Annotated in this window: 8 protein-coding genes and 1 pseudogene; 4 read left to right on the top strand and 5 right to left on the bottom strand. The window is 61.2% G+C overall.

Annotated features, from left to right (window positions below):
• Positions 1 to 28: 28 nt before the first annotated feature.
• Both PCPL58_RS15820 and PCPL58_RS15815 read left to right on the top strand, forming a co-directional pair.
• Complete coding sequence (locus tag PCPL58_RS15820) at positions 29 to 1,177, top strand: GNAT family N-acetyltransferase/peptidase C39 family protein (protein WP_065349867.1); 1,149 nt, start codon at positions 29 to 31, stop codon at positions 1,175 to 1,177.
• Positions 1,174 to 2,076 (top strand): polysaccharide deacetylase family protein, encoded by a 903-nt coding sequence (locus PCPL58_RS15815; RefSeq protein ID WP_003434061.1) that lies wholly within the window; start codon positions 1,174 to 1,176, stop codon positions 2,074 to 2,076. The genes PCPL58_RS15820 and PCPL58_RS15815 overlap by 4 nt, the downstream gene beginning before the upstream one ends.
• Before the next feature lie 7 nt (positions 2,077 to 2,083).
• Here the strand turns inward: PCPL58_RS15815 and PCPL58_RS15810 are convergent, their stop codons facing one another.
• The 4 genes and pseudogenes from PCPL58_RS15810 to PCPL58_RS15795 form a co-directional block, all read right to left on the bottom strand.
• Positions 2,084 to 3,343 (bottom strand): metal-dependent hydrolase family protein, encoded by a 1,260-nt coding sequence (locus tag PCPL58_RS15810; RefSeq protein ID WP_065349866.1) that lies wholly within the window; start codon positions 3,341 to 3,343, stop codon positions 2,084 to 2,086.
• Entirely contained in the window at positions 3,340 to 4,650 is a 1,311-nt protein-coding gene (locus PCPL58_RS15805; protein ID WP_065349865.1) for an MFS transporter, read from the bottom strand. The genes PCPL58_RS15810 and PCPL58_RS15805 overlap by 4 nt, the downstream gene beginning before the upstream one ends.
• A gap of 188 nt (positions 4,651 to 4,838) precedes the next feature.
• Positions 4,839 to 5,749 (bottom strand): annotated as a pseudogene (locus PCPL58_RS15800) (LysR substrate-binding domain-containing protein).
• Positions 5,750 to 5,773: 24 nt separating this feature from the next.
• A complete protein-coding gene (locus PCPL58_RS15795) occupies positions 5,774 to 6,679 on the bottom strand; it encodes a LysR substrate-binding domain-containing protein (protein ID WP_003369550.1) in 906 nt (301 codons plus the stop codon).
• Between the two features lie 151 nt (positions 6,680 to 6,830).
• Here PCPL58_RS15795 and ydiJ point away from each other — a divergent pair, with 151 nt between their 5' ends.
• Positions 6,831 to 9,878 carry a D-2-hydroxyglutarate dehydrogenase YdiJ gene (ydiJ, locus tag PCPL58_RS15790; protein WP_065349864.1) on the top strand — a complete coding sequence of 1,016 codons (3,048 nt, stop codon included), beginning with the start codon at positions 6,831 to 6,833 and terminating at the stop codon, positions 9,876 to 9,878.
• Positions 9,879 to 10,023: 145 nt separating this feature from the next.
• Here the strand turns inward: ydiJ and yghX are convergent, their stop codons facing one another.
• Positions 10,024 to 10,911, bottom strand: a complete 888-nt coding sequence (gene yghX, locus PCPL58_RS15785; RefSeq protein WP_003416575.1) for a YghX family hydrolase — start codon at positions 10,909 to 10,911, stop codon at positions 10,024 to 10,026.
• 403 nt (positions 10,912 to 11,314) lie between these two features.
• On the opposite strand from yghX, the gene PCPL58_RS15780 reads away from it, so the two are divergent.
• Positions 11,315 to 12,370: a GGDEF domain-containing protein gene (locus PCPL58_RS15780; RefSeq protein WP_065349863.1), complete on the top strand. Its 1,056-nt coding sequence runs from the start codon at positions 11,315 to 11,317 to the stop codon at positions 12,368 to 12,370.
• Positions 12,371 to 12,429 lie beyond the last annotated feature (59 nt).

Here is a 12,429-nt window from a genome sequence, read left to right as displayed (position 1 = left end):
TCGTTACACAACTTTTACGGCGGTGGAGATGGACTTTATATTTCGAGATGCAGTTGAAACCGATGTCGATGATTTGCTGCTTCTGGAGAACCAGTGTTTTGACGGCGACCGTCTGACCGAGCGCAGCTTTCACTGGATGATTCGCCGCGCCAATGCCAGCCTGATCGTCGCCGAGCAGGCCGGACAGCTCACCGGCTATGCGCTGGTACTGTTTCATCGGGGCACCTCGCTGGGGCGTTTGTATTCGCTGGCGATTGCCAATGCGGCGCGGGGCAAGGGGCTGGGCAAGCAGTTGTTGCAACGTGCCGAGCAGAAGGCCGTGGGCCGCGACTGCGCTTACCTGCGCCTTGAGGTGCGCCCTGATAACCACGCGGCTATTGGGCTGTACGAACGCAATGGTTACCGGCGTTTCGCTCAGGTCGACGACTATTACCAGGACCATGCCCCGGCCTTGCGCTACGAGAAACGTATCGTTGAGCACGCCCGGCTGGACAGTCGCTCAGTGCCTTACTACCAGCAGACTCTGGAGTTCACCTGCGGCCCGGCCTGTCTGTTGATGGCCATGAAAGCCCTGCAACCTGCGCGTTCGATGGGGCGTGCCGAAGAGCTGCAGATCTGGCGCGAGGCGACCACCGTGTTTATGACCTCCGGCCACGGCGGCTGCAGTCCTCAGGGGCTGGCGCTGGCTGCCCGGCGACGGGGCTTTGCCGTGAAGTTGCTGGTGTCGGTCTCGGGCCCGCTGTTTCTGGGCGGCGTGCGCAGCGACAACAAGAAACAGGTGATTCGCCTGGTTCATGAGCAGTTCTGTCATGAGCTGCGAACCTGCGGTGTAGAGACGCTGCCCAACCGCTCATTGAACCTGCCGCGCTTGCTGGCCGAGGGCGGCAAACCGCTGGTGCTGATCAGCAGTTACCGCCTGACCCGTTCCAAGGCACCGCACTGGGTGATGGTCACCGATTGCGACAGCGATTTCGTCTACCTGCACGATCCCGATATTGATCACAGCCTGCATCGGCAAGCCATTGACTGCCAACATATGCCGGTAAGCCATGCCGACTTCAATCGCATGAGTTGTTTCGGTGCCGATAAACTTCGGGCGGCAGTGATTGTGTTTGCCGCGCCTGTGGATGATCATGCGGGCGCTTCAGCAGACCGGCCACAGGATTCCCCATCGTGATTAAGTTCGTGCTCAAGGCTTTTTGCGTACTGGCCATCGCTGCAAGCCTGTCGGCCTGCATCAGCGCGCCGATCCCGCTGACCGCGAAAACCGCCGCGCAGCTGCAGCAACAGCCACCGGTGCGCTTTCTGCTGACCTTCGACGATGGCCCGAGCGCCTCGACGTTCTATAACCCCAGCATCACCGTGCTCGACAGCCTGGCCGACAATCCGCTGCAGCCGGGCATCAAGGCGGTGTTCTTCGTGCAGACCGGCGCAACCGGTGCGGGTAACAGTGATCAGGGCCGGGCGATCATGCGCCGTCAGCATGAAGAAGGGCACCTGCTGGGCTTTCACACCGCCACGCCGCACCACACTAACCACCGTTCACTGAGCGATGAGGAACTGGAGCAATCCCTGACCCAGGGCTGCGCGATCATCGCCTCTATCACAGGTGTGCCGACCACCTTGTTGCGTCCGCCGTTCTGGAACTACGACAAACGCACGTTCAGCGCCTATCAGCGCCACCATCTGCAGGTACTGCTCACTGACCTGAGTGCCAATGACGGCAAGATCTGGGGGTATAACTTCAGCCTGCGCCGCCGTTCCAACATGGTCAGCCAGCTCTCGCAGGTGCGCGAACGCATCGCCGCCGGAGAGCTGCCTGCGGTGGATGGCGTGATTCCGGTGGTGGTGACCTTCCACGACCTGAACCGCTACACCGCGCGGCATGCGCGGGAGTACCTGCAGATTCTGGTCGACAGTGCCGGGCAGACTGGCGTAAGGCTCGCCGACAAGCCGTTCTACGACGACAGTGCGCAGTTGCAGCGCGCAGCACTGGCCAGGACGGTCAAGGAGGCGGGCGAGCCTGTCAGCTTGCCCGGTGTGTGGAACTGGATCTGGGACCACAACGCGCACTGACCAGGCGTCAGACCAGGGTGTTCTTGCGCACATGACCGCCCTGGACAATCATTGCCAGATGTTCGCCCTGACCGACCAGGCAACTGATATCGCTCAGCGGGTCGCCATCCACCACCAGCAGATCGGCGATCGCGCCGGCGGCGATACAGCCCAGTTCGCCTTCGCGCTGAAGGATCTGCGCTGCCACGCTTGTGGCACTGCGCAGCGCTGCCAGATTACCCAGCAGTTCGGCGCGAATCTTCAATTCATGAGTCTGGTACTCATGCATTTCCCCCAGCAAATCCGAGCCATAGCCCATCGGTACACCCGCTTCGGCGAACAGCAGCAGGGCATTGCGCCCGGCCTGACGCACATCCTCGATTTTGGCGACAGAGTCAGCCGGCAGCCCGAAGCGTTCGCCGTATTCAGCGAGCATTTCGTAAGTGACCTGGGTGGGCACCGCAAACGCGCCTTTTTCGGCCATCAGCCGCGCGGTGTCGGCATCGACCAGGTTGCCATGTTCGATGGTTCTGACACCGCACTCGATGGCACGGCGAATCGCCCGAGCGGTGTAGGCATGCGCCATGACGTAGGTGTTCGCGGCGGCGGCCTCGTCGATGATGGCGCGGATTTCAGCTTCGCTGTATTGGGTGTTGGCAATCGGGTCGGTTGGCGAGGACACACCGCCCGAGGCCATGATCTTGATCTGGTTGGCGCCTTGCTGCAGCTCCTCGCGCACCGCCAGGCGCACGTTGTCGACGCCATCCACCACGCGGGCGATGGCCCCGGCGCGGAAGCAACAGGAGCAGGGCTCGTTGAGCAGCAATTCGCCGCGTGCGCGCATGTCGCCATGGCCGCCGGTCTGCGACAGTGCCTTGCCCGATGCGAAGATGCGCGGGCCGGGAATCAGCCCCATCTGAATCGAACGGGCCAGTGCCCAGTCAGCGCCCCCGGCATCGCGCACGGTGGTAAAACCACGGTCGAGCATCGCCGCCAGAATCGGCAAGGCGCGGTACATGATGATTGCGTTGGGTTGCAGGGCGTTCATGCCCAGGTTGGCGTTGGAAGCCAGCACGTGCACATGGCAGTCGATCAGGCCGGGCATCAGTGTTCTGCCACCCAGATCGATGACCTGAGCGCCAGCCGGGGCCGGTTCACCCTCGGCACGTACTTCGACAATGCGCTCACCCTCGATCACGACCTCCTGGCCCGAAATCAATTGCCCGCGTTGCACGTCCAGCAGGCGGCCGTTGCGCAGGATCAGGCGTGTGGGTTCAGTGGTACTCATTGGTAAGCTCCAGACAAGGGGGGGTGAGCCGCGGGCGCACGGTCGCGATAAAGCAGTGCGCCAATACCGCTGACGATGGCGGCGAACATGATGTAAAAGGCCGGCGCCAGGTTGCTGCCGGTCGAGGCAATCAGCCAGGTGATGGTAAAGGTGGCAAACCCGCCGAAGATCGTGACGGCGAAGTTGTAGGCCACCGAAAGCCCGGTGGACAGCACGTGGGTTGGCAGCAATTCACCGAAGGCTGCGAGGATCGAGCCGATGTAAGCGGAAATCAGCAGGCCGAGCACCAGCTCGAAGATCAATAGTGAAAACAGCCCCGGCATCTGGTTGATGAACAGAAACATCGGGTAGGCGCTGAGGAAGATGGCAATGGCCGAGCCCAGCAGCCACGGGCGATGCCCGCTGCGGTCGGCCAGGGCGCCGACAATCGGTGTGGCGACGATCAGTACCGCGCCGCCCATCATGCCGGCGCTGAAGCCTATCCATGACGGCAGGCCGAGCACGCGCTGGGCGTAGGAGGGGATGTAAAACAGGATGGCATAGGTGCAGACGGTCCACAGCACGACCAGCGAAAAGCTGATCAGGGTCTGTCGCGGGTAGGTCTTGATCACTTCGCGCAGCGGCGATTCGACCGGTTTTGCAGCCTTGTAGGCAGGTGTCTCGTCAACCCGGCTGCGAATATAGAAGCCGACCGGCCCGATCAGCGTGCCGATCAGAAACGGCACCCGCCAACCCCAGCTTTCGAGCTGTGCCTGGGTCAGGTAACTGGACAGCACCGCGCCCAGCGCGGAACCCAGCAGTACCGCGACGCCGATGCTGGCCTGAATCCAGCTGGAGTAGAAGGCTTTTTTGCCCTCAGGCGCATGCTCGGTGAGAAAAGCCGTGGCGCTGCCCATCTCGCCACCGGCAGAGAAGCCTTGCAGCAGACGCGCCAGGACAATCAGCAGGGGTGCCAGATAGCCGATCTGCGCAAAGCCGGGTGTCAGCCCGATGATCAGTGTCCCCAGCGCCATCAGCAGGATGGTCAGCGACAATGCCGCCTTGCGCCCGCGCTTGTCGCTGTAGATGCCCAGCACAATGCCACCCACCGGACGCATGAAGAAGCCGACCCCGAAGGTCGCCAGCGCCAGCAGATAAGAGGTCAGTTCGCTGCCGGTGGGGAAGAACACCTTGGCGATGATCACCGAGAAGAAGCTGTAGACCGTGAAGTCAAACCATTCAAGGCCATTGCCGATGACCGTGGCAACCACCGCGCGGCGTGCCTTTTGTTCATGGGTGCGTGAAGCAGAGGATAGTGGTGTGCTCACTGGATAGGCTCCTGCATGCGATACACGCAGGGAAACCCCCTGCATCGGTTGCATTGATTGAGGGGCAGGGTGTGTGTGAGTGCGGCCGAGTCAGGTCTTTTTGCCCGTTTCAGTCGAGAGTAGGCGCTGGGCCGATTTTAACAAAACGCTTATTACGCAGATTTGCATGCGCGAAACGCATGCAGGATTCAGAGCGGTGGAGCCAGTGTGGCTATTTCGTCTGCCAGCCATTTCTCGAAGGCACGCGCGGCACGCCGAGGCGTCTTGTCGTTGGGTGTCAGCAGATAATAGCCGCCTACTGCGCCGACGCTTTTGCGGCACGCGGGCACCAGCGCGCCGGACTGTACGTGGCGGTCGATCATCGGCTGCCAGCCGAGCACGATGCCATGCCCGGCGACCGCCAGATCGACCAGCACCGGATACAGGTTCACGGTCATGCGCTTGCGGATCAGCGAGGCATCGACACCCTGGCGGCCGAACCAGTCACCCCAGGACAGCCATTGACGCTGGCCGTCTTCGAGCATCAGCAGGCAATGATCCAGCAGTTGCGCGGGCTCCAGCAGGCGCCCGCCGAGGTAGTCGGGCGAGCAATAGGCGTTGACCGATTCGGCGAACAGCAGACGGCTGTCGAGACCTGCCGGTGAGACTTCACGCAGAAATACAGCGCCAGATCGAATTCAGCGCGAATCAGCGAATCCAGCCCATCGACCACGCGCAGTCGGATATCCACGGCCGGAAAGGCATCGCGATAACGTCCCAGCAAAGGCCCCAGCCACAAGGCCGCCACGCCACTGGAGCAGGCCAGGGTCAGTTGCTGATCACCGCTGTGAGTGATCACCTGTGCGGTGGCCTCGGCGCACAGGGTCAGTACGCGCTGGATCTGCTCGGCGTAAATCTGCCCGGCGACCGTCAGATGAATGCGCTTGTGCTCGCGACGAAACAGCGCGCGGCCGAGAAATTCCTCCAGTTGCGCGACCTGACGGCTGATCGCGCTCTGAGTCAGGTTCAGTTCGGTGGCGGCACGCGTGAAGCTGCCATGCCGGACGGCAGCTTCGAAAGCGATCAAGTTCTGCAGCGGCGGAAGGGGCTCGATACGCACAGTGGCTCCTGTTGCGGGCAGGTTTTACAAAGGGTCGGGAAACGGCGTCGCCAGCAGCCAGTCCCTGAACACACACAGCGAGGGCAGGTTCTGAAAGCGCGTGGCGTAGGCCAGATAGTAATTGCGTCCGCTGTCCAGAGGCTCGAACAGGGTGACCAGTTCGCCGCTGTGGATTTCGTCCTGCACCAGAATGCGCGGCACCAGTGCGATACCAATGCCGGCCGCGACGGCCTGGATCAGGTGCGAGGTCAGTTCGAAACTCGGGCCGGGGCGCATGATGTGGTGGTCCAGCCGATTACTGTCGAACCAGTCCGACCAGGCATTGGGCCGCGACACCACGCTCAGCAACGCATGCTGGGCCACCTGCGCCGGAGTCATCGACTGGTAGCCGGCAAGGGCTGCCGGGCTGGCAATGACCACCAGTTTTTCACTGACCAGCGGATGAGCGATGTAACCGGGCCAGTTGCCGTTGCCGGCACAGATGATCGCGTTCATTTCGCTGGCCGCGGGCGTCAGGTCGGCATGCACGATGCGTGAATGGATGTGCACCACATAGCCCGGATGCCGGGTGTAAAAGTCATTCATGCGTGGCAACAGCCACTTCGAGCCGAAGGTGGGCAGCACGGCCAGATGCAGTGTGCCGCCTTCGGCCTTGTGCGCGATGGTTTGCAGGGTCGCACTGCGGATGCGGCCCAGCGCGGCAGCCAGCTCATGCTGATACAGCGCGCCTGCGGTGGTCAGCTCGATGCGTCTGCCATCGCGCTTGAACAACTCGACTTCCAGTTGTGCCTCCAGCGCCTGCACCTGCCGGCTGACGGCGCTCTGGGTCAGGGCCAGTTCATCTGCGGCCTTGGTGAAGCTGCCATGCCGGGCGGCTGCCTCGAAGGCAAGCAGCAGCGACATGGAGGGCGTCAGTCTTCGGGTGTTCATTCATAAAGCTCATGGAAAAACGGCAGGTTTTACGTTTGCACTGAAGCATGACAGGCCGGAGAATCACGCTAACCGTTGATAACGCCATGCATTCGAGCGTTTCGAAGCATACGTGCTTTGCATATAAAACGCCTAGCGAGGAACACCACCCATGATTGCGCTGTTGAAACCGACTTCTGAGCAGGTCGGTCACTATGACCGTTTCCTCAATGCCCTGGCGGAGGGCGGCTTTCGTGGCGAAATAGCCCGTGACCACGGTTCGCGCACCGTACTGGCCACTGACAACTCCATCTACCAGCGCCTGCCGCAGGCTGCCGTGTTCCCGATGGACAGCTATGACGTCGCAATCGTCGCCCGGCTGGCGGCGCGGCCCGAGCACAAACAGGTGGTGTTGACCCCGCGTGGCGGCGGCACCGGGACCAACGGACAGTCGCTGACCGACGGCGTGGTGGTCGACCTGTCGCGGCACATGAACGCTATTCTTGAGATCAACGTCGAGGAACGTTGGGTGCGCGTGCAGACCGGTGTGGTCAAGGACCAGCTCAATGCCGCGCTCAAGCCGCACGGGCTGTTTTTCGCGCCGGAACTGTCGACTTCCAACCGCGCCACGATTGGCGGCATGATCAACACCGATGCCAGCGGGCAGGGCAGTTGCACCTACGGCAAGACTCGTGACCACGTCCTTGAACTGTCCACGGTGTTGCTGGGCGGTTCGTACGTCAACAGCCATGCGCTGAATGTCGAACAACTGGCCAGCGAGCAGGCACGCGTCGACCGCGCGGGCGACGTTTATCGTTGCGCGCAGCAGATCGCCGATACGCAGGCACAACTGATCAAGGATGTCTTTCCGCCGCTCAACCGCTGCCTGACCGGCTACGATCTGGCGCACCTGCGCGAGGAAGACGGCCGCTTCAACCTCAACAGCGTACTCTGCGGTTCCGAAGGTTCACTGGGGTTTATCGTCGAGGCCCGACTCAACGTCCTGCCGATCCCCAAACATTCGATTCTGGTCAACGTTCGTTATGCCGGTTTCATGGACGCCCTGCGGGACGCCAAGGCCTTGATGGCGCACAAGCCGCTGTCCATCGAGACCGTGGACTCCAAGGTGCTGATGCTGGCCATGCAGGATATCGTCTGGCATGGCGTCGCCGAGTATTTCCCCCAGGACCCTGCGACGCCGACGCTGGGCATCAACCTGATCGAATTCAGCGGCGATGAGTTGAGTGAGGTTGAGCAGCGCGTTCATGCGTTCGTTGCGCACTTGCAGACTGACACATCGGTGGTGCGCCTCGGCCACACGCTGGCGGCTGGCAGTGCAGCAGTGAACCGCGTCTACACCATGCGCAAGCGCTCGGTGGGGCTGCTCGGCAACGTCAAGGGTGAAGCGAGGCCGCAGCCGTTCGTCGAAGACACTGCCGTGCCTCCGGAAAATCTCGCCGACTACATTCAGGAGTTCCGTGCGCTGCTGGACAGTTACGGGCTGCAATACGGCATGTTTGGCCATGTGGACGCCGGCGTGCTCCACGTGCGACCGATTCTGGACATGAAGGACCCCGCGCAGGCGGCGTTGATTCGGCCAATCTCCGACGCCGTCGCCGCGCTGACAAAACGCTATGGCGGGCTGCTCTGGGGCGAGCATGGCAAGGGCTTGCGTTCGCAATACGTGCCTGAATATTTCGGCGAGTTGTATCCCGCATTGCAGGCCCTTAAGGCTGCCTGCGACCCGTTCAACCAGCTGAACCCCGGCAAGATCGCCACGCCTGCGACGGTGCCGGAATCACGCTTGACGCTGGTGGATGAAGTGACGTTGCGCGGTGACCTGGATCGCACGATCGATGAACGCGTCTGGCAAAGCTACGACAGCGCGCTGCACTGCAATGGCAACGGCGCCTGTTACAACTATGACACCGACGATGCCATGTGCCCGTCGTGGAAAGCCACCCGTGATCGTATTCACTCACCCAAGGGCCGCGCTTCGCTGGTCAGGGAATGGCTGCGTCTGCAAGGCGAGCAGGACGTCAATGTCCTCACCGCCAGCGCCAGGGCGCGCAGTGCCAATGTGCTGAAAAGCCTTGCCGAGCGAACCGTCAACAGCGTCGCCAGAGTTGCGGGGCAGAAGGATTTCTCCCATGAAGTCTACGACGCCATGGCCGGTTGCCTGGCCTGCAAGTCCTGCGCGGGACAGTGCCCGGTGAAGGTCAACGTGCCCGAGTTCCGTTCGCGCTTTCTCGAGCTGTACCACAGTCGCTACCTGCGCCCGATCAAGGATTACCTGATTGGCTCGCTGGAGTTCAGCATTCCGCACCTGGCGCGCTTTCCGAAGCTGTATAACGCGATCATGGGCGCAAGGCCGGTGCGTTACCTGCTTGAGCATGTAGCCGGTATGGTCGACAGCCCGTTATTGAGCCTGACCGATTTCCGTGCGGCCTGCGCTCGCTGGAATGTCGGCATCGCTACGCCGCAGCGCCTGGCCGCGTTGAGCGAGGAGGAGCGCAAGCTCACGGTGGTGCTGGTTCAGGATGCATTCACCCGATACTTCGAAACCCCGTTGGCGGCAGACTGGCTGGAGCTGATTTCGCGTCTCGGTTATCAGGTCTACCTCGCACCGTTTGCGCCCAATGGCAAGCCGCTGCAGGTGCAGGGTTTTCTGCAGGCGTTCGAGAAGGCTGCCGGTTTCAACAGCCAGTCGCTGGGCAAGCTGGCCGGGTACGGCATCCCGCTGATCGGTCTGGACCCGGCCATGACCCTGGTTTACCGCCAGGAGTACAGCAAGACGCTGGGCAGCGAGAATGTACCCGAGGTCATGCTGCCGCAGGAATGGCTGGCGTCCACGGTCGAGGAAGGGCGTGATGGGGCATCGGAAGAGACGTACTACTTCCTGCCGCATTGCACTGAAAAGACCAACGAACCCGCCAGTGTCGGCCTCTGGCAGAAAGCCTTCGCCCGCGCCGGGCTCAAGCTGGAAGTGCTGGCCAGCGGCTGCTGCGGTATGTCCGGCACCTATGGGCATGAAACCCGAAACGCGAAAACCAGCGACATCATCTATCGTCAGTCCTGGCAGCCACTGGTGGCGCGGCATGGCGGTGAAGGTCGACTGGTCGCCGATGGCTACTCATGCCGCAGCCAGGTCAAGCGCCAGGATGGCAAAGTGGTGCAGCATCCACTACAGGTACTGCTGGAACGGGTGAGGGCACTATAGAGAGGACGCAGAGCGTCCAGAACGGCATGCCCACGCGGAGCATGGGCACGATAGTTACAGGACTATCGTTCCTCACGCTCCTGCGTGGGAATGCCTTGCGTGATGCTGCGCGTCACAGATCTGTGCCGCGCCCTTCGGCCAGAACTTAGACCAGGTACTTGTTGAACCACCCCAATGTGCGGTCCCAGGCCAGTTTGGCCGCGGCTTCGTCGTAACGTGGGGTGGAGTCGTTATGAAAACCATGATTGGCGCCCGGATAAATGTACGTTTCGTACGTCTTGCCCGCAGCTTTCAAGGCTTTTTCATAGGCCGGCCAGCCTTCGTTGATGCGGGTATCCAGTTCGCCGTAGTGAATCATCACCGGCGCCTTGATCTTCACCACGTCTTCGGCATTGGGCTGACGCCCGTAGAACGACACCGCAGCGCCCAGCTCCGGGTACGCAACCGCCGCGGCATTGGCCACACCGCCGCCGTAGCAGAAACCGGTGATGCCGACCTTGCCGGTGGTCGCGTCATGCTTCATCAGCCACTCGATGGCGGCAAAGAAGTCGTTCATGAGCTTTTCCGGGTTGACCGTCTGCTGCAGCTCACGGCCCTTGTCATCGTTGCCCGGATAGCCGCCGACCGACGACAGCCCGTCAGGTGCCAACGCAATGAAACCGGCTTTGGCAACGCGGCGCGCCACGTCTTCGATGTAAGGGTTCAAGCCGCGATTCTCGTGTGCCACAACCACTGCGGGTACTTTTCCGGCGGCTTTGGCCGGACGTACCAGATAGCCGCGAACCTGACCATGCCCCTTGGGCGAAGGATAGGAGACATACTCGGCAATGATGTCCGGGTCGGTGAATTCCACCTGTTCGGCCAGCGCATAGTTGGGGCTCAGCGAGGCAAGCAGCGCACTGGCGGTCAGGCCGCCAAAGGTGAACAGCGCTGCACGATCGAGAAACTCGCGCCGATTGATCCTGCCGTGTGCGTAGTAGTCATAAAGCTCAAGCAGTTCAGGAGCAAAGTCTTTTGCGGTGAGACGTTCCATCGGTAAGCTTCCTTCCGAATCATTCAGGGCTGCCTGCATCTTGGCGGGCTGATGAGCAATACGTGATCAACACAAGGTCCGCTCCCGATAGTATTTCCGGAGCATCAGGATCGCTACCGTAAAGCGACGAAAAACCGCCATACGCTGCCCGGAGTGCAAGCTCACTGCATATTGCCGGACGCTGCCGACGGCCATCGGACTATGAAAAAGTCAGGCACGGGATTGCACTACACGGTCTCAATGATGTCCATTTGAGTCCTTCCGGCATTCACGGGGTTCGGGCGCTGCAGACAAATATATTATCCAGTCGCTGTATAAAGCGGCGTCGGTTCAGGCCGACAATACATCATGATCTCGCCCCTACGCTGATGGTCATACTCCACCTGCATTTCGAGATAACGTGATGATGAGCCTTCCGACGGAAGACCGCACCCAGCTGTTCAAGGACACGGCTATCCAGTTCTGGAAACACATCACCCCGATCGTCTATGTCGCTCTGGGCATTCACTGTGTGTGGCTGACAGTGTTTCTGGGGTTGGGCATGAAGATCATGTGGATGGCGAACATCGTCAGCACGCTGGTTTACGTCAACTGCATCTACCTGATCCGCAGGCGTCGGCATCGACAAGCCGGACAACTGATGTGCCTGGAGATCATCGGCCATGCCGTGCTCGCGACGTGGCAGCTGGGCTGGGAAAGCAACTTCAGTTTCTACATATTCTGCGTGATTCCCGTCATTGCCTTCACGTTTCAACTGAACGTCATCAGACGCATTGCCTACAGCGTGGCGATTCTGCTGTCGCTGGTGGGCTGCTTTGCCTTTCGCCGATACACGGGGCAGGGATCCGGTCTCAGCCAGAACGTGCTCGATGCGTTCGGTATCGTCAACGTACTCTCTGCGACCACTCTGTCGATTTACGCCACTGCACTGTCGGTACGTTTCACCTCGTCGATGCAACTGAGCCTGTTTCATATCGCCAACCGCGACAGCCTGACCAATCTTTATACGCGCAGACGAGTGCTGCATCGCATACGCGAGCTGGAAGCCCGACGGCAGGGGCTGTCGGCTTCGTTGATCCTGCTCGACATCGATCATTTCAAACAGATCAATGATATCCACGGGCATGAAACCGGCGATGTGGTTCTGCAACGGGTCGCCGAGATCATCGGTTCGAGCGTGCGCAGCAGTGATATGGCAGCGCGCTGGGGCGGCGAGGAATTTTTGGTGCTCATGCCTGACACTACGCCCGAAGACGCACTGCGCGCGGCAGAACGTATCTGGCGGCGTATCGCCGAAGAGGCCGGTCTGATCAACGAGCGCATCATCGCCGTCAGCGCCACAGTCGCTGTGGCGACCATCGCCACGGGCGAGGCGTTTCAGTTGGCCCTCAATCGCGCCGACACGTCGCTGTACATGGGCAAACAGCAGGGCCGAAACCGGGTAATGATCGCCGGATGAGGTGCTGGCTCACGTCAGGCGCTACCAGCGTGTAGACTTTCGCGCTTTGAACCGGGGAG

The organism is Pseudomonas cerasi (genome assembly GCF_900074915.1).
GTDB classification, from domain to species: domain Bacteria; phylum Pseudomonadota; class Gammaproteobacteria; order Pseudomonadales; family Pseudomonadaceae; genus Aquipseudomonas; species Aquipseudomonas cerasi.
The sequence above is the reverse complement of the archived record's forward strand: the minus strand, read 5'-3'. Positions and strand labels throughout refer to the sequence as shown.